Origin of the sequence: Halomonas sp. BLK-85 (assembly GCF_044792155.1) — a bacterium.
In the GTDB taxonomy this organism is placed as follows: domain Bacteria; phylum Pseudomonadota; class Gammaproteobacteria; order Pseudomonadales; family Halomonadaceae; genus Vreelandella.
Genome location: NZ_CP087731.1, coordinates 182,551 through 199,587 on the forward strand (window position 1 = coordinate 182,551; position 17,037 = coordinate 199,587).

The following is a 17,037-nucleotide window of genomic DNA, read 5'->3' on the forward strand; positions in this document are numbered from 1 at the left end:
TTCTGTTTGCTCGGACATTTCCAGCGCGTCATCGAATTCAATCCCGAGACGCCTAACCTTGCTTTCATGCTTCGTGTGACCAAGGAGCAGCCGTATAATGCGAAGATTTTTTGTACGACGGGAAATGAGCGTTACTTTGGTTCGTAGTAGCGTGTACGTAACAATCGCGCACCTTACCGGCAAGTTGCAGCCTCACGCGAATTGCCCGAACGTCTCTGAGTCGAAGTAGCCTTTTTAACCCTTAGCTTACCTTTGTTCCAAGGCTCGTCGTGAGTGATGATGATGGTATCCATGAATGGCCCTCCCCATGTGGAACAATTAGGATGGCTAAAAATGAAGAGTTTTCTCTGAAAACGATAGTATCAATGAGGGTTTGTAGTAGGGCTTGGGCGTATATGCGCAGGTTCTGAAAGACCGCTTTTGGCCGATAGCGGCCAAACCTCTCAAAACTCACGAGTATAAGAGCCCTTGAGCTTTCAAGTAGCAGGTCAGTAGATCGCTTATCAATGCTTCCCACCACCTGAGCCCCCAAACCCCGCTAAAAACGCCTGATGTCTGCGCTGCGCAACCTCAACAGACACCGCCTGCAGCTGCACCTTCTGCCCCGGCTGGCACTGGGCCAGGCGGGAGGCAGCAAGGGGTGTCAGATTACCCAGCCTGGGGTAGCCGCCAATTGTCTGTCTGTCGTTAAGCAGCGCAATCGGCTGGCCATCCGGCGGTACCTGAATGGCACCCAGTGAAATACCTTCCGAGATCATGGCGTCGAGGTGGCAGCGCAGCCTTGGCCCGGTGAGGCGTATGCCCATACGGTCGGTGCGTTGGTCTACCTGCCACTGGCTATTGAACGCATCGAAGATGCTTTTGCCACTGAATGAACCGATCTGGGCGCCGGGCAGGCAATCGAGGGTGGCGTCGGCGTTGTAGTCGGGGAGGCTTGGCGGCGCAGTGGCCGATGACTCACGGGTCTGGCGGGTGGCTTTCTGCACCATCAGGCGGTCACCCTCACGTAAGGGATGGCCCAGGCCGTCGATTCCTCCCAGCTGTTCGCGTACCACGCAGGCCGTGCTGCCCATTACCGCTTCACCATGAAAGCCGCCCGCCACGGCCAGGTAGCTGCGCAGCCCGTTTATTGGGGTGGCAAAGCTCAGGGTGTCGCCTGGTTTGACCTGGAATGCCTGCCAGTAGGGGGCCGGCTGCCGGTTATGCTGGGCGCCCAGGTCGGCGCCGGTGATGGCCAGGGTCATGGCCCGTTCTGCTACCAGCGCCAGCCCGCCTAACGTCACTTCCAGCGCCGTGGTGCCCCAGGGGTTAGCGGCCAGGTGGTTGGCCCAGGCCCAGGCATGCAGGTCGACGGGGCCGCCCTGGGTCACGCCGAGATGGCGAACGCCAAAACGCCCGGCATCCTGCAACAGCGCCAGCGGCCCGGCGCGGGTCACTTGAAAACCGGCCTGGGCGTTGGATGAAGCAAGCAGGCGATCCTTCATGGCCGCGTCTCCTTCTGGCGGGGTATTGCCTTGAACGGGGTGGTGTCGCCGCCGTCAGCTTCAAAGCGGGCGCGGTCGATACTGACAAAACGTACCCGGTCGCCGACCCTGAGCAGGCTGAAGCCCTCGCGTTGGCGGTCAAACAGCCTGACGGCGGTGCGCCCGATCAGGTTCCAGCCGCCGGGGGTGACGCTTGGGTAGGCTGCTGTCTGCTGACCGGCAATTGCCACGCTGCCCGCCGGCACCCGCTGGCGCGGCGTGTCCAGGCGCGGGCAATGAAGCGCCGGGTCAAGCAGCCCCATAAAGGCAAACCCGGGTGCAAAACCCAGCGCGAACACGCGGTACTCCTGCTGAACATGGCGTTCGATCACTTGTTCAGTCGATAGCCCGGAGAGCGCTGCCACCCGTTCAGCATCCGGCCCTACGCTTTCGTCATACCAGGTGGGAATCTCATGCAGCTTGCCTTCAACAGCGTTTTCCTGCGGGCTTAAGTTTGCAAGCAGTTGAGTCAGCGTCTGGCGTGCGGCCTTTGGGGCCAGCTGGGCTGGGTCAAACACCACCAGCAGGGTGGTGTAGGAGGGCACCAGATCAACCAGCGCCGAGCCAAAGGCGGCTTCGCAGTCATGGGCCAGGGCCGTCAGCCAGGGCAGATTGCTATCATCGATGTGCTCAAACAGGCGCACCATCCAGCCATCCAGGCCAGCGCGCTCCAATCGGGGCAAGGGCTGAGCCATGGTCATAGCGTCTCCAGCATCTCGCGAATCCGGCGGATGGAAGCGACCGATTCGGCGTTATCACCGTGCACACACAGGGCATCCGCTTCGAGAATCAGATCGCTGCCGTCGCTGGCGGTCAGCGCCTCACCCTGAGCAATCCGCCGCGCCTGCTCGATGATGGCCTCCGGGTCGTGATGAACGGCCCCCGGCAGGCGGCGCGACAGCAAATGCCCATTTTCATCGTAGCCACGGTCGGCAAAGGCTTCCAGCAGCAGGGTAATGCCCTGCGCCTCGGCCAGCTGTCTAAGGCGGGAGGTGTCGCGGATGGCCAGCGTCATCAAGGGCAGCTTGGGGTCAAAGGCGACCACTGCCTTGGCCACGGCGGTAAAGATCTCTTCACTGCGTGCCTTGTCGTTGTACAGGGCGCCGTGGGGTTTGACGTAGCTGAGTTCAGTGCCTTCCGCCCGGCAGATCGCCGCCAGCGCGCCGATCTGATACAGCACCAGATTCTCGATTTCCGCCGCGGAACAGGCCAGGCTGCGCCGCCCGAAACCGACCAGATCCGGGTAGGCGGGGTGAGCGCCCACTTTCACGCCATGCTCAACGGCCAGGCGCACCGTGCTGCGCATCACATCCGGGTCAGAGGCATGGAAGCCGCAGGCAATATTGGCCAGATCAATATGCGGCATCACCTCATGGTCCAGGCCCATCACCCAGGGTCCGAAGCTTTCCCCCATATCGGCGTTGAGTTGTAAGGTTCGCATGGTGTCCTCGTAAGGTGAACGTTTATGATGGCATGATTGACTGTGGTTAATAATGCCATCATGCACATAGGAAACCAGATTAGCATTCAATCCACCATGACCAGCGCTGCTATCAAGGCCGCCCCACTGGATGACCCCCTATATTACCTGCGCAATGCCGAGCAGGTGATCTCTCTTTGCCTTAACCACTATGCGGATTTATTGACCCAGCAGGAAGCGGATGCGTTGGCTGAGCTGTTGCAGCTGCCTGAGCCTGCCCAGGCGCTGTTGATGCGTATGGTGATGCGTAAAGGCGAGCTGTTTCGTCGTGATGGCCTGACGTATGCGGAGGTGCCGGACCTTGATCAGGCGCTGGTGATGCTGTCTGCCGCGGGCTGGGTCAGTGTGGCCCCCTTATTGACGCTGGAACAGCTTTGCCAATCACTGAAACGCCCGGAGTGCCTGGCGCTGGCGCGCCACCTCAGGCCGGATGAACGCTGGCTGGCCTCGCACAGCAAGGCGCAGCTGGTGGAGAAACTGCTGGTGGCTAATGAGGGTAACGCTCAGCCGTTAACCGTCTGGTGGCCGCAAGCGCCGCTGCAGGTAGTGAAGCTGTGCCGGGCGGCACTGTTTGATCGCCTGCGGCTGATGTTTTTTGGCAACCTGCGCCAGCACTGGTCAGAGTTTGTGGTGACCGAACTGCAGCAGCAGCGCTTTGAAGAGGTTCCCCTTTCCGCAGCATCGCGGCCTTTTCATCAGCGTGAAGAAGTAGACCTGTATTTGCATCTGGCGGATCTGGAAACGCGCGCCGCCCGGGGTGAAGCGCTGTCGGTGCTTAGCCAGCAGCTGCCTGACGCCGTGGGCACCGAATGGCTGGACTATCGCCGCCAGCGGGTGCTGTTTCGCCTTGGCCGTGAAGCCGAACGCCGGGGCGAGGGTGAGCTTGCCCTGGCCCTTTATGCCCATAGCCAGCACCGGGATGCCCGGGTTCGCGCCCTGCGCCTGAAGGAAAAATCGGCGCCGCCTGAGCAGGTATACGCCGAGTCTGTGGAGGCGTTGGCGCAGATCCCCCAGCCGGAAACCCGCGTTCAACTCCAGCGCATTCTGCAACGCAGTGCACGCAAGGCGGGGCTGGTAGGTGAGCAGCCGGGCGTTGCGCCGTTGCCGCAGCAAGAACTTAGCCTGCCGCCTGGGGCAGGGCGCGTTGAACAGGCGGTGATTGAAGCACTCAGCAATACGGACTGGCAGCTTTATCACGTTGAAAACAATCTGTTTACCGGTATCTTTGCGTTGCTGTTCTGGCCGGTGCTGTTTGCGCCGGTGCGCGGTGCTTTTTTCCACCCCTTTCAGGCGGGCCCTGCAGACCTGTTCCGGCCGGGGTTTGTCGAGGCGCGCCAGGGGTTGGTGGATCAGGCCTTCAAGGCGCTGGATGACGGTCGCTATCGACAGATCATCCGCGAGCGGCTGACCAGCAAGCAGGGCATTCGCTGCTCCTTGGTGCATTGGCCAACGCTGACGCCCGAACGCGTGGAAGCGGCCCTGGCGTGTATTCCCGCCGCGGATTGGCGCTTTATCTTTGAACACCTGTTGCTGGATCTGCGCCATCACAGCCGTGGGCTGCCGGATCTGATTGCCTTTAATCAACAGGTTGGGACGTATCAGCTGATCGAAGTCAAAGGGCCGGGAGACCGCCTGCAGGATCACCAGCGGCTGTGGCTGAATGCCCTGCAGGCCCAGAGGGTTAGCGTCAGCGTCTGCCATGTGCGCTGGCAGGCCGAAACCGCCCAGACGTCTGATGACCCGTCATGAAAGTCGCGGTCAGGTCGCTGTGTGAATTTGCTGCCCGCACCGGCAGCCTGGAATATCGCTATACGCCCTCGCCCAGTGCGGAAGAGGGAATTGCCGGGCATCAGTGGGCGCAGTCGCAGCGCCCGGCCGGATATCAGGCGGAGTACCTGCTGGAAGGGGCGTGCCTGGGCGTTCAGTTACGCGGTCGCGCGGACGGCTACCACGCAGATGACACGCCGGTTTACCTGGAAGAAATCAAGACCCACCGAGGTGACCTGTCGCGCATCGGTGCGGGCCAGCATCGCCTGCACTGGGCGCAGCTCAAGGTGTATGGCGCCCTGTTATGCCAGCGCGATAGCCTGAACGAGGTAGAGCTGCGTCTGGTGTATGTGGATATCAGCAGCCACCAGGAAACCGTTGAGCAGGCGTGCATGACGCGGGCAAAGCTGATGGCCGAGCTGGAAGCCCTGTGCCGCCGGTTCAAGGCCTGGCACCGTCAGGAGCAGCAACACCGCGGCGAGCGGGATCAGGCGCTGCAGCAGCTGCGCTTTCCGTTTGCCGACTTTCGCCCCCACCAGCGCAGCCTGAGTGAGACGGTCTATAAAGCCGCCAGCACCCAGCGCACCCTGCTACTGGAAGCACCCACCGGCCTGGGCAAAACCCTGGGTGTGCTGTTTCCTGCCTTGATGGCCATGCCAGCGCAGCAGCTGGACCGCCTGTTTGTACTCACCGCCCGCACCACCGGGCGCGAACCCGTGCTGGCCAGCCTGCAGCAGCTGGTCGATACCTCAGTCTCATCTACGGCCTCTGCCTCGCCGCTGCCGCTAAGAATCGTTGAGCTGACCGCCAAGGAGAAAGCCTGCGAATACCCTGACCGCGCCTGCCACGGCGATAGCTGCCCGCTGGCCAGCGGCTTCTTCGACCGCCTGCCTGCGGCCAGGGAAGCGGCCGCCCAGGCACGCTGGCTCACCCGGCAGCGCCTTCAGCAGCTGGCGGCCGAGCATGCGATCTGCCCGTATTACCTCAGCCAGGAAATGGCCCGCTGGAGCGATGTGGTGGTCGGCGATGTGAACCATTACTTCGACCGCCAGGCGCTGCTGTATGGGTTGACCCGCCAGAACCGCTGGCGGGTGATGCCGCTGGTGGATGAAGCCCACAATCTGGTCGACCGCGCCCGCGGTATGTATTCCGCCCGCTTGCGCCAAGCGGATATCCGTAGTGCCAAACGCGCTGCGCCGAAAAGCCTGGCGCCCACCTTTGAAGCGCTTCAGCGGGCCTGGCGACGCCTGATCAAGGCCTACGACAATGCCCTGGCCAGTGACGAACCGCTGATCCGTTATCTGGAAGAAGTGCCCGACGAGCTGAATCGCGCCTTGCAGCGGCTGGTGAATGATCTGACCGCCTATATGACCGAGCAGGCGGTGGTGCCCGAGCTGCAGACGCTGCTGTTTGATGCCCTGGGCTTTATGCGCCTGGCGGAAGACTTTGGCGAGCATTCGCTGTGCTCGGTAACGCTGGAGAGCCGTCAGAGCCGCCAGGGTGGCCGTGCTCGCCCAGGGCGCCTGGCTACCCTGGCGATTGACAATGTGGTGCCGGGGGATCTGATTGCCGAGCGCTTCAAGGCGGCCCATGCCTGCGTGCTGTTTTCGGCCACCCTGACGCCGACGCGCTTTTACCGTGATCTGTTGAGCCTGCCATCCCGCACGGTGGCAAAGGCGATTGCCAGCCCGTTCCGTGCCGCCCAGGTCGAGGTGCGCTATCCGCGGATCAGCACCCGCTATCGCGACCGGGAGCGCTCGCTGGCGCCAATTGCCCAGCGGGTCAGCCGCCAGTATGCGGTGCAACCGGGGAACTATCTGATCTACCTCAGCAGCTTTGCCTATCTGCAGCGCCTGCAGCACCATCTGGCCGCCGTTGACCCGTCGCTGCCGCTGCATGCCCAGCAGGCCGGTATGCGTGAAGCGGAGCGTGAGGCTTTTATCAAGGTGTTCCGCCGCCAGCGCGGGGTGGTCGGGCTGGCCGTGCTGGGCGGGGTGTTTGCCGAGGGCATTGATCTGCCAGGCGATGCCCTGGTGGGCGTGTATATTGCCACCCTGGGCCTGCCGCCCTTTGGCCACTTTCAACAAGCCCAGGCGGCCCGGCTGCAGGCCCGTTTTGGGCAGGGCGATGACGATACCTATCTTTACCCCGGCCTGCAGAAAGTGGTGCAGGCGGCCGGGCGGGTCATCCGCAGCCCGGAGGATAACGGCCTGATCGAGCTGTTGGATGACCGCTTTACCGCCCCAAAACTGCAGGCGTTATTGCCCGGCTGGTGGAAAGCCTAGCCTCTGTGAGCGCTACACAGGCAATACTGCGCCGTCAGCGCGGGGTTCCGTGCCGCCTTGTAAAACGCCGTTGTCCTGTGCGCGTAGAATGATCTGGCCGCGCCCGAAGGTCAGGCCATCGTTGGCTCTGACAATAGCATGGCCGCGCCGGGCCAGCGCCTGGGCCAGGTGGTCGGGGAAATCGGGTTCGACCTCCACCGTTCTGCCATGGGTCCACTTCCAGCGCGGCTTATCCAGCGCCGCCTGGGGGTTAAGCAGCTCTTCCAGCAGGGCGATGATGACCTGCACATGCCCCTGGGGCTGCATGAAACCGCCCATGACGCCAAAGGGCCCAACCGCCTGATGGTTGCGGGTAATAAAGCCCGGAATAATTGTATGGTAAGGGCGCTTGCCCGCTGCCAGCACGTTGGCGTCGTTCGGGTTGAGTGAAAACGACCAGCCACGGTTCTGCAGGCTGATACCCGTACCTGGCACCACCATGCCGGAACCGAAGCCGTCAAAGTTGCTCTGGATAAACGACACCATATTGCCTTCCGCATCCGCCGTGGCCAGATAGACGGTACCGCCCTTGATGGGATTGCCATGCTCAGGGAGGAGGGCGTGTTCGCCAATCAGGCGAGCGCGGGCGGCCAGGTAATCTGCTGACAGCATCTGTTCCGGGCTTGCGGCCATCTCAGCGGGCTCAGTGATGTAATGCAGGCCATCCACATAGGCCAGCTTGGTGGCCTCAATGCGCCGATGCAGGGCGTCTGCCGGGTTGCGTGGCTCGTTGCCAAGGGTTTCCAGCATGCCCAGCGCCTGCAGGGCAATCATGCCGCTGCCGTTAGGCGGAATCTCCCAGACGTCGTGGCCGCGGTAGCGCACGCTGATCGGCGTGACCCACTCCGGCGTAAAGTCCGTCAGATCCTGCTTGCGCAGAAAACCGCCGTGCTGGCGTGAAAAGGCGTCGATCTCATCTGCCAGCTCGCCGCGATAAAAGGCCTCGCCTCGGGTATCAGCGATACGCTGCAGGCTTCTGGCCATCTCCGCGGAGCGCCAGCTTTCCCCCGGCTGCGGTGCATGGCCTGCGGGTGCGAAATGAGCAAACCAGTGGTTAAACTCGGGCTGCTCGCACTGGCGGTAGCGGCGTTCCGCCTGCTGCCAAAGCTGGCTCACGACGGGGGAAACCGCAAAGCCGCGTTCTGCCAGCTGAATGGCCGGGGCGAGCAGCTGTGCAAAGTCGAGCCTGCCAAAGCGCTCTGAGAGCGCGGTCCAGGCCGCCGGTGCGCCGGGTACGGTCACCGGCAGCAGGCCGTTGGCCGGCATCTCACTATGCCCAAGCGCGGTGACGGCGTCGCAGGAAATGCCTTGTGGCGCGGGCCCGCTGGCATTCAGGCCATACAGTTCACCGTTCATCCACACAATGGCAAAGGCATCGCTGCCCAGCCCGTTGGAGGTAGGTTCCACGACGGTCAGCGCCGCGGCTGTGGCAATCGCGGCATCCACGGCATTGCCGCCCTGCCTGAGAATATCGCTACCTACCTGGGCCGCCAGGGATTGCGAGGTGGCCACCATGCCATGCTGGCCAAAGGTGACCAGACGGCGTGAGGAGCAGGGGTAATAATGCGGGTCAGACTGCATGCTGAATCCTTCTGAAAAGTCATCGCGATTGAAAGGTGAATCTTGTAACCTCGGCGCTTACCATCGGCCTGAAACGTTACACCGGCGATGGGCAAGAAGATAGCAACCCGACGGCCTCCAGGTAGGGGAATAGCCACGTGAAAGAAAATATCGTACTGCTTGATGGTGGCATGGGCCAGGAGCTGAGAAAGCGCAGCCAGCGCCCAGTCACGCCGCTGTGGTCTGCCCAGGTGATGCTGGATGAACCTGAATTGGTCGTCGCTGCTCACCGGGATTACATCGCGGCGGGCGCTCGGGTGATCAAGCTGAATAACTACAGCGCCACGCCCCAGCGCCTGGCCCGTGATGGCGACCCTGCAATGTTTGAGACGCTGCACACTGCGGCGCTAAAGGCGGCCCATCAGGCGCGGGACGAAAGCGGCCAGAAAGAGGTGCGCATAGCAGGTTGTCTGCCGCCGCTGGTGGCCAGTTATCATCCGGATAGCGTGCCGGATGAGGCGACCTGCCAGCGTGATTACCGCCGCCTGGTAGAGCAGCAGGCCGCGGGCGTGGATGTCTTTCTGTGCGAAACCATGTCGCTGGCCCGCGAGGCGCTTGCCGCAACCCAGGCAGCGGTGGAAAGACGCTTCCCAGTGTGGGTAGCGTTCTCCGTGGATGACGGCGATGGCACCCGGCTGCGTTCCGGTGAGCCCCTGGCCGCTGCGGCCAAGGCGGTGGTTGCCGCAGGCGCCGAGGCGGTGCTGGTCAACTGCTCGGTACCTGAAGCGGTGACGGCGGCCATGGGCGAGCTGTTCGGGTTGGGCGTACCCTTTGGCGGTTACGCCAATGGCTTTACCTCGGTGGCGCCGCTGCAACCGGGGGGCACCGTGGACAAACTGACCTCAAGACAGGATCTGGCGCCGGCCACCTATGCGGAGATTGCCCTGGGCTGGATTGAACAGGGCGCTACCCTGGTGGGCGGTTGCTGTGAAGTCGGCCCTGCGCATATCGCTGCCCTGGCCCAGTGCCTGGAGGGTGAAGGTTATGCGCTGGTATCCTGCTGCAGGCCTGATAACCTCAAGGTATGATCAAGCGTCTTCTGACATCAAGCAGTTCTCTGGCCACCTTCGGGCGTTTTGCCATGGTGGCCTGCAGTATCGCCCTGATCGATATCGGCGCACTATACGGGTTGCATGAAGGCCTTGATGCCAATGTCTATCTGGCGCGGGTGTTCTCGTACTTTATGGCCATGTCCGCCGGTTACTTTCTGAATCGCCATTTTACCTTCCATCATCGGCGGCGCTTTCGGCATGTGCTGGCAGATTTGTGGCGCTTCTACTCGGTGTTTGCGCTGGGCGGCCTGATTAATTACGGCGTTTTTGCGCTAACGTTGGCGCTGGGTGGGCGAATGGGTATTATGCCCGAGGTCACCTTCTGGCTGCCTCTGCTGGGGGTCTGGCTGGGAGGCCTGGTGGGCATGAGCTTTAATTACGTAGTATCTCATCAGCTGGTATTCAAGGAGCCATGAAGCATCTACGCACCCTGGCCGAAGGGCTTGGCCGCTATCTGGGCTGGTGGCTGAGTGCGCTGGTGCGCTGGCGCGACCCGCTGGCACCCATGACGTTCCGACGCGCCGCTGTCCTGCTGTTGGGCATGCCGCTGTTCTTGCTGGTGCAGCTGATCCATGCGGTCTGCCTGCTGCTGGATGAGCTGCTGTTTCCTGGTTACCGCAAGGTCATCATAAAAGCGCCTTTATTTGTGACCGGCATCCCGCGCAGTGGCACCACTTTTCTGCACCGTACCCTGGCCGTCGACCACGAACGCTATACCACCTTGACCACCTGGGAGGCGCTGCTGGCGCCGTCCATTGTGCAGCGCAAAATCATTCACGCCCTGGCCTGGCTGGATCAGTGCCTGGGTGGGCCGGGGCAGCGCGGTGTAAACGCCCTGACGCGACGCCTTGCAGGCGGGCTGGATGATATTCACGAAGTGGGGCTGGAGGTGGCCGAAGAAGACTATCTGGCGCTGCTGCCGGTGGCGGGCTGCTTTATCATGCTGCTGGCCTTTCCTGCTGCCCTTGGTCTGCAGCAGCTTGGCCATCTGGATCAACAAATGCCGCCAGCGCGGCGGAAGCGTTTGCTGAGCTTCTATTACAGCTGCCTGCAGCGCCATCTGTATGTGGACGGTGGCCAGCGGCGTCTGCTGTCCAAGAATGCCGCCTTCGGCAGCTGGCTGGAGGGGCTTTATGCGTTGTGCCCGGATGGGCGCTTTATTATCTGCGCGCGCGAGCCGCTGGCGGCCCTGAACTCCCAGGTCAGCTCCATCGAAAGCGCCCATGCGCTGTTTGGCAGCGCCGTCAACGCTGACGCCTTTCAGCAGCTGTTTGCCGATCAGTTCGCGGACACCCTGGATCATATGACCAAGACCCTGGCCCGTTGGCCAATCCGACGGGCAGCCGTGGTGGATATGGCCGACCTGGGTGCGGCCCCCGGTGAGGTGATTCCCGCAGTCCTTGAGCAGTTAGAGGTTGAAGCCAGCGAGCGGCTGAAAACTCATCTCCTTGCGCTGCCGAAGCGCCCCCACCGCCCGCGCGCCAATAGCGGTGATACTCTGGCATTACCTCGCTCAGTGCTTGAGCAACGCCTATTACCTCTCTACTATCAGTTGATGGCTCTTCCTCACCGAAAGCGGATAACGCCGTGAACAAGACTGCCGAGTATTCATCCGAGGTGCCGCGGCTGGTGGCCGGACAACTACGTGTGGCGATCTTCTCGGATTCACTGGCCGAGCGTAATGGCACGGGCGCCTACTATCATGACTTGCTGGCTCATTTACACCACCAGGTGGCCGCTGTGGAAACCCTCCAGCCCAAGCCGCGTGGGCGGGTGAATATTCTTTCTGTCCCGCTACCCGGAGATGCCACCCAGCGGCTGGTGGTGCCCAATCTGTGGCGGGTTAACCGCCAGATGGCCGAGTTACGCCCCAATATCATTGTCAGCGTCACGCCCGGGCCTTTTGGCATGCTGGGGCTATGGATGGCGCGGCGTCATGGCTGCGGCTTTATTTCTGCCTATCACACGGATTTTGAGGGGCTGGCCGATCTGTACTGGGGGCCTGTCAAAAAGCGCGTGATCAATGGCTTTCTGCAAGGCATTAACCGCTTTATCAGCCGCCGCAGTGGCACCGTGCTGGTCAATAACAGTGATCTTGTGCAACAGGTTAAGCGCCTGGGTGCGCCTCAGGTAGATATCATGGGAACCCCGCTGGAACCGGGATTTCTGGCCGCGCCAGCAGTGCCTCCACCAGGAGCCCTGGCCCAGGTCTGCTATGCAGGAAGGCTGGCGGCGGAAAAGAATATTGATGCCTTTATTAAAGCTGCCCGATGCCATCCTGAACTGAATTTTGTTATAGGCGGTGACGGGCCGCTGCGCAAGGTCGTCGAGCAGGCGGCCAGGGAGCTTGATAATCTTGATTACAGAGGCTGGCTGAGCCGCGATGATCTGCGCGCCTTGATCGATCAGTCGAGCCTTCTGGTGCTGCCTTCGCATATGGAAACGTTCGGCTCGATTGCCCTGGAAGCCCTGTCTCGCGGTCGGCCAGCGCTGGTTTCCGAGAATGCCGGTATCCACGATTGGCAGCAGTTGGCGGACGTGCTGATTCCGCTGCGCCAGGGGGAGAGCGTGGCCGATGTACTTGATACCCTGGCGGCCTGGCCCGCTGAACGCTGGCAGGAAAAGGCACTGCAGGCCCGCCAGGCGGCTATCACACTGAACCAGCAAACTGTGGCGCAATGGTTGGACGTGCTGGCCGACCACGCACGGGGAGGGCGGCCATGAAGGCCTTGATCAGCATTCATGATGTGATGCCTGAAACCCTGGAGCGGGTACGCTGGCTGATAGAGCAGCTTCAGGATAACGGCCATGACGCCATTACCCTGCTGGTGGTGCCGGGGCGGGATTGGCAGGCGGAGGATATTCGCCAACTGGCCGACTGGTCGGCCCAGGGCATTGAGCTTGCCGCCCACGGCTGGCACCACAAGGCGGCGCATGTAAAAGGCCTCTGGCATCGTTTGCACGCCGCCCTGATCTCCCGCGATGTAGCCGAACACCTGGCCCTGGACGCAGAAGGTATAGAGACGCTCATGCACGGCAGTGCTGCCTGGTTTGACCGCCATGGCCTGCCAGCACCCAGCAGCTACGTGCCCCCCGCCTGGGCGCTTGGGGCCTTGCCCAAGGCACGCTGGGCGATGTTGCCCTATCGGCGTATCGAGGTTACCCGTGGCCTGCTGGATACTCGCTCCGGCCAGCTTGAGCCTCTGCCATTGGTGGGGTTTGAAGCGGATACCCGCTTGCGCGCCATTTTTTTGCGCACCTGGAATGGCGTTCAGGCCCGAAAGGCCCGGCGTCAGGGGCGCCCATTGCGCATTGGCATTCACCCGCAGGATGGTGAGCTGCTGCTGGCCGATGACCTGATGGGGTTTATACGTGGTGGATGGACCTCCCGGCGAATGGATGGTCAGGACGCTAGTTGAGAGTGAGTGTCTAGCGCTTGAAAACCCCTCAAGTAAGAGGAATACGGCGGGTCAACTGTGTGAGCTCGTCTCGGATGTCATTCAAGTGTCATGGAGCTGTCGTGGAAACGTCATTCGGGTCTGCAAGGATTGGATTGTCAATAATGTTTTCACCCCTATCCCCTATAGGTGCTCCATGCGCGTTCATACTCATCCGCCTAAACAGCATTCCTTTCTGCGTTCGCTGCTCAGCGTTGCCATTACCGGTGCTTTCAGCCTTGCCGCCCTGCAGGTAAGCGCTGATATGTCGTCACGTTATAACGACAATGATGGCGACCTGGTGGCGGACATTCCCGCCGACGAATCCCAGTGGGTCGACCCTGATACCCTGATCTTTGCCTATACCCCTGTGGAAGACCCGGCTGTTTATGCGGACGTATGGTCGGACTTCCTTGACCACCTGGCTGAGGCCACCGGCAAGCGGGTACAGTTCTTCCCGGTGCAGTCCAACGCCGCTCAGCAGGAAGCCTTGCGCGCAGGCCGGCTGCATGTGGCGGGTTTCAACACCGGCGGTGTACCGGTTGCGGTCAACTGTGGCGGCTTCCGTCCGTTTACCATCATGGCGGCAGAAGACGGTAGTTTCGGGTATGAGATGGAAATCATTACCTACCCGGGCAGCGACATCGAGAGTGTTGAAGATATTCAGGGCAGCCAGCTGGCGTTTACATCACCCACTTCCAACTCCGGTTTCCGCGCACCCTCGGCGCTGTTGCGTTCCGAGTATGGCATGGAAGCCGACGAAGACTTTGAAACGGCATTTTCCGGTTCTCACGACAACTCCATTCTGGGCGTCGTCAACAAGGACTATGAAGCCGCTGCCGTAGCCAACTCCGTGCTCAACCGCATGCTGGCGCGAGACGTGGTTGATGAAGATGACTACGTTTCTATCTTTACCTCCGAAACTTTCCCGACCACCGCTTACGGCACGGCCCATAATCTGACGCCTGAGCTTCAGGAGCAGATCCAGGAGGCTTTCTTCAGCTACGACTGGGAGGGTTCAGCCCTGGAAGCCGAGTTTGCCAATTCCGGTGAGGCCCAGTTTATTCCTATTACTTATGAGCAACACTGGAATGTGATTCGCACCATTGCTGATGCCAACGGCGTGACCTACGACTGCGATTAAATCGCTGATTCAACAAGATGTTGACGGCCAGAAGGCTTGCCTTCTGGCCGTATTGCTGTATCAGGCAAGCTAAAAACGGGATTGAGACCATGCTGAAGTTAAGCGGCCTGGGCAAGCGCTACCCGACCGGGGATCGCGCCCTGACCAATATTGAACTGGCGTTGCCCAAAGGCCAGGTGATGGCCCTGATTGGCCCTTCCGGCGCAGGTAAAAGTACCCTGATTCGCTGCGTTAACCGGCTGGTAGAGCCGACCGAAGGCAGTGTGACGCTGGACGGTACCGAGCTGACCCGGCTTTCCGGTCAGAAGCTGCGTCATGCGCGGCGTTCCATGGGGATGATCTTTCAGGAATATGCCCTGGTCGACCGCTTGACCGTGATGGAGAACGTGCTTTCTGGTCAGTTGGGCTATGTGGGCTTCTGGCGCAGTTTCTTGCGCCGCTATCCGCAATCGGCCGTGTTGGAAGCCTTTCGCCTGCTCGAGCGGGTTGGCCTTCCCCATGCCCTGGATAAACGCGCGGACGCCCTTTCCGGCGGGCAGCGCCAGCGCGTGGGTATCGCTCGAGCCTTGTTGCAAAGCCCCAAGCTGCTGCTGGTGGATGAGCCTACGGCCAGCCTGGACCCGAAAACCTCCCGCCAGATCATGCGTCTGATTTGTGAGTTATGCGCTGAACGGGGGCTGGCCGCCATTATCAATATCCATGATGTGGCGCTGGCCCAGCAGTTTGCGGACCGTATCGTTGGCCTGCGCGCCGGTGAGATTGTCTTTGATGGCCCGCCCGGTGAACTGACCAGCGACATTCTGACCACCATCTACGGTGAGGAGGACTGGGATACAACCCCCGAGCCAGAAGATGATGCGGTTGATGAACGGGATGTCCCAACACCGCCGACGCCAATGGCAAGGGTTGCCGCAGGAGGTGTGCGGTGAAGCCGATCGAAGCAGCGCTCAGCGAACAGCGCCAGCAGGAAGCTCAGGCCGGGCGGTGGCGTCGGCGGCCCTTGATTCAGTCTCCTTTCCTGCGCCTGGCCCTGTGGGTGGGTCTGGTGGTTTACCTGATTCTGGCGCTGAGCAGCGTTGAGGTTAACTGGGCCAGGGTTGCCGAAGGTGCCGGGCGAGGGCTGGAGTTTCTGGCGGCCTTTACCCGCCCCGACTTTATCAGCCGCTGGGATGATATCTGGGCAGGTTTGTTGGAAAGCCTGACCATGACGGTGACATCCACCGTGATCGGTGTGGCGCTGGCTGTGCCGGTCGGCCTTGGGGCTGCGCGTAATATTGCGCCACTGCCGATCTATTGGGTATGTCGCGGGATAATCGCGGTCTCGCGCACCTTTCAGGAAGTGATTATTGCCATCCTGTTTGTGGTGATGTTCGGCTTTGGCCCCTTTGCAGGGATGATTACCCTGGCGTTTGCCACCATTGGTTTCATGGCCAAGCTGTTGGCAGAAGATATCGAAGACCTTGACGAGCGCCAGGTGGAAGCGGTGCGTGCCACCGGCGGTGGCTGGTGGCAAACCCTGAATTACGCCGTTCAGCCTCAGGTCATGCCGCGTCTGATCGGGCTTTCCATGTATCGCCTGGATATCAACTTCCGCGAATCAGCAGTCATCGGGATAGTCGGTGCAGGGGGTATCGGCGCGACCCTGAATACCTCGATCAACCGCTACGAATACGATACTTCTGCCGCGGTACTGCTGATCATCATCGCCATCGTATTGCTGTCCGAGTACAGCTCAAGTTTTGTGCGGCGCTGGACGCAGTAGCCTGTTTTCAGCCAATAACGTCAAGGAGTGCACCATGCCTGTTTCCACTTCTTCTCAGGGGCAGCCTCAGTGGCGCCTGCGAACCACCAAGGCACAATGGCTTGGCTATCTGGCCTGGCTGGCAGGTATCAGCTTGTTTCTGCTGTGTTGGAAAGTCATCTCCGATAATACCATGTGGGTATTTGTCGAAGATGCCGGTCGCCAGGGAACGGATCTGATCAGCCGAATGCTGCCGCCTGAATGGACCTATGCCCATCAACTCTGGCTGCCCATGTGGGATACTCTCAATATTGCCACTCTGGGTACGGCGCTGGGCATCCTGATGGCCTTTCCAGTGGCGTTTCTCGCTGCCCGTAATACCTCGCCGCATCCTCTGATTCGCAGCCTGGCGCTCACGGTGATCGTCTCATCGCGATCAATCAACTCCCTGATCTGGGCCATGCTGCTGGTGACGATTCTGGGGCCGGGTGTGCTGGCAGGCATTATTGCCATTGCGCTGCGCTCGATCGGCTTTGTGGGCAAACTGCTCTATGAGGCGATTGAGGAGATTCACCCCACGCCTGTCGAAGCCATTGCGGCTACCGGCGCCAGCCGTATGCAGGTGATGAGCTACGGCGTTCTGCCCCAGATATTGCCTGCTTTTGCCGGTATCAGCGTGTATCGATGGGATATCAATATTCGCGAATCAACCGTGCTGGGGCTGGTGGGGGCGGGTGGTATTGGCCTGCAGTTGAATGCGTCTATCAACAGCCTGGCCTGGGATCAGGTGAGTGTCATCTTTGTGATGATTTTTGCCACCGTCCTGGTCTCGGAATGGATTTCAGCCAGGGTTCGCCACGCCATTATCTGACAGTCTTTGCTCGCTTAGAACGGATGCCTATCATGAGCTATCGATATAGCTCATGATGTTGTCATGCCAACAGGTTCG

Annotated in this window: 15 protein-coding genes; 11 read left to right on the top strand and 4 right to left on the bottom strand. The window is 61.0% G+C overall.

Translation table 11 applies throughout. From position 1 onward, the window contains the following. Positions 1-503: 503 nt before the first annotated feature. From LL947_RS00825 to LL947_RS00835, 3 genes are read right to left on the bottom strand one after another with little or no spacing between them, the layout of a single operon-like run. Positions 504-1,484, bottom strand: coding sequence for a 5-oxoprolinase subunit C family protein (locus LL947_RS00825; RefSeq protein ID WP_499833660.1), 981 nt, complete (start codon positions 1,482-1,484; stop codon positions 504-506). Continuing rightward, positions 1,481-2,218, bottom strand: a complete 738-nt coding sequence (gene pxpB, locus LL947_RS00830) for a 5-oxoprolinase subunit PxpB (RefSeq protein ID WP_499834354.1) — start codon at positions 2,216-2,218, stop codon at positions 1,481-1,483. The genes LL947_RS00825 and pxpB overlap by 4 nt, the downstream gene beginning before the upstream one ends. A gap of 2 nt (positions 2,219-2,220) precedes the next feature. Next, positions 2,221-2,964, bottom strand: coding sequence for a 5-oxoprolinase subunit PxpA (locus LL947_RS00835; RefSeq protein WP_499833661.1), 744 nt, complete (start codon positions 2,962-2,964; stop codon positions 2,221-2,223). Between the two features lie 96 nt (positions 2,965-3,060). Here LL947_RS00835 and LL947_RS00840 point away from each other — a divergent pair, with 96 nt between their 5' ends. Together LL947_RS00840 and LL947_RS00845 are read left to right on the top strand one after the other, a co-directional pair. Continuing rightward, entirely contained in the window at positions 3,061-4,752 is a 1,692-nt protein-coding gene (locus LL947_RS00840; protein WP_499833662.1) for a VRR-NUC domain-containing protein, read from the top strand. Next, a complete protein-coding gene (locus tag LL947_RS00845; protein WP_499833663.1) occupies positions 4,749-7,055 on the top strand; it encodes an ATP-dependent DNA helicase in 2,307 nt (768 codons plus the stop codon). The genes LL947_RS00840 and LL947_RS00845 overlap by 4 nt, the downstream gene beginning before the upstream one ends. A gap of 12 nt (positions 7,056-7,067) precedes the next feature. Here the strand turns inward: LL947_RS00845 and LL947_RS00850 are convergent, their stop codons facing one another. Beyond that, on the bottom strand, positions 7,068-8,675 hold the full coding sequence (locus LL947_RS00850; protein WP_290823425.1) for a gamma-glutamyltransferase family protein: 1,608 nt from the start codon (positions 8,673-8,675) through the stop codon (positions 7,068-7,070). 137 nt (positions 8,676-8,812) lie between these two features. Here LL947_RS00850 and LL947_RS00855 point away from each other — a divergent pair, with 137 nt between their 5' ends. From LL947_RS00855 to phnE (LL947_RS00895), 9 genes are all read left to right on the top strand, one after another. Further along, positions 8,813-9,742, top strand: a complete 930-nt coding sequence (locus LL947_RS00855) for a homocysteine S-methyltransferase family protein (protein ID WP_499833664.1) — start codon at positions 8,813-8,815, stop codon at positions 9,740-9,742. Continuing rightward, positions 9,739-10,182, top strand: coding sequence for a GtrA family protein (locus LL947_RS00860; RefSeq protein ID WP_499833665.1), 444 nt, complete (start codon positions 9,739-9,741; stop codon positions 10,180-10,182). Before LL947_RS00855 ends, LL947_RS00860 begins: the two co-directional genes overlap by 4 nt. After that, the gene (locus LL947_RS00865; RefSeq protein ID WP_499833666.1) at positions 10,179-11,357 is read left to right on the top strand and encodes a sulfotransferase; all 1,179 of its coding nucleotides are present in this window, start codon (positions 10,179-10,181) and stop codon (positions 11,355-11,357) included. The genes LL947_RS00860 and LL947_RS00865 overlap by 4 nt, the downstream gene beginning before the upstream one ends. Next, a complete protein-coding gene (locus LL947_RS00870; protein ID WP_499833667.1) occupies positions 11,354-12,490 on the top strand; it encodes a glycosyltransferase in 1,137 nt (378 codons plus the stop codon). Before LL947_RS00865 ends, LL947_RS00870 begins: the two co-directional genes overlap by 4 nt. After that, positions 12,487-13,185, top strand: a complete 699-nt coding sequence (locus LL947_RS00875) for a polysaccharide deacetylase family protein (RefSeq protein ID WP_499833668.1) — start codon at positions 12,487-12,489, stop codon at positions 13,183-13,185. Before LL947_RS00870 ends, LL947_RS00875 begins: the two co-directional genes overlap by 4 nt. 175 nt (positions 13,186-13,360) lie before the next feature. Then, positions 13,361-14,347 carry a phosphate/phosphite/phosphonate ABC transporter substrate-binding protein gene (gene phnD / locus LL947_RS00880; RefSeq protein ID WP_499833669.1) on the top strand — a complete coding sequence of 329 codons (987 nt, stop codon included), beginning with the start codon at positions 13,361-13,363 and terminating at the stop codon, positions 14,345-14,347. 89 nt (positions 14,348-14,436) lie between these two features. Beyond that, the gene (gene phnC / locus LL947_RS00885) at positions 14,437-15,276 is read left to right on the top strand and encodes a phosphonate ABC transporter ATP-binding protein (RefSeq protein WP_499833670.1); all 840 of its coding nucleotides are present in this window, start codon (positions 14,437-14,439) and stop codon (positions 15,274-15,276) included. After that, positions 15,273-16,109 (top strand): phosphonate ABC transporter, permease protein PhnE, encoded by an 837-nt coding sequence (gene phnE / locus LL947_RS00890; protein ID WP_404415385.1) that lies wholly within the window; start codon positions 15,273-15,275, stop codon positions 16,107-16,109. Before phnC ends, phnE (LL947_RS00890) begins: the two co-directional genes overlap by 4 nt. A 34-nt stretch (positions 16,110-16,143) precedes the next feature. After that, entirely contained in the window at positions 16,144-16,959 is an 816-nt protein-coding gene (gene phnE, locus LL947_RS00895; RefSeq protein WP_290823416.1) for a phosphonate ABC transporter, permease protein PhnE, read from the top strand. Positions 16,960-17,037: the final 78 nt, after the last annotated feature.

What these genes read in the sequence shown, in the direction of transcription:
- phnE (WP_290823416.1), top strand. Translation starts at nt 16,144, where the DNA reads ATGCCTGTTTCCACTTCTTCTCAGGGGCAGCCTCAGTGGCGCCTGCGA.
- LL947_RS00835 (WP_499833661.1), bottom strand. Translation starts at nt 2,964, where the DNA reads ATGCGAACCTTACAACTCAACGCCGATATGGGGGAAAGCTTCGGACCC.
- LL947_RS00840 (WP_499833662.1), top strand. Translation starts at nt 3,061, where the DNA reads ATGACCAGCGCTGCTATCAAGGCCGCCCCACTGGATGACCCCCTATAT.
- pxpB (WP_499834354.1), bottom strand. Translation starts at nt 2,218, where the DNA reads ATGGCTCAGCCCTTGCCCCGATTGGAGCGCGCTGGCCTGGATGGCTGG.
- phnC (WP_499833670.1), top strand. Translation starts at nt 14,437, where the DNA reads ATGCTGAAGTTAAGCGGCCTGGGCAAGCGCTACCCGACCGGGGATCGC.
- LL947_RS00860 (WP_499833665.1), top strand. Translation starts at nt 9,739, where the DNA reads ATGATCAAGCGTCTTCTGACATCAAGCAGTTCTCTGGCCACCTTCGGG.
- LL947_RS00845 (WP_499833663.1), top strand. Translation starts at nt 4,749, where the DNA reads ATGAAAGTCGCGGTCAGGTCGCTGTGTGAATTTGCTGCCCGCACCGGC.
- LL947_RS00875 (WP_499833668.1), top strand. Translation starts at nt 12,487, where the DNA reads ATGAAGGCCTTGATCAGCATTCATGATGTGATGCCTGAAACCCTGGAG.
- LL947_RS00850 (WP_290823425.1), bottom strand. Translation starts at nt 8,675, where the DNA reads ATGCAGTCTGACCCGCATTATTACCCCTGCTCCTCACGCCGTCTGGTC.
- phnD (WP_499833669.1), top strand. Translation starts at nt 13,361, where the DNA reads ATGCGCGTTCATACTCATCCGCCTAAACAGCATTCCTTTCTGCGTTCG.
- LL947_RS00825 (WP_499833660.1), bottom strand. Translation starts at nt 1,484, where the DNA reads ATGAAGGATCGCCTGCTTGCTTCATCCAACGCCCAGGCCGGTTTTCAA.
- LL947_RS00865 (WP_499833666.1), top strand. Translation starts at nt 10,179, where the DNA reads ATGAAGCATCTACGCACCCTGGCCGAAGGGCTTGGCCGCTATCTGGGC.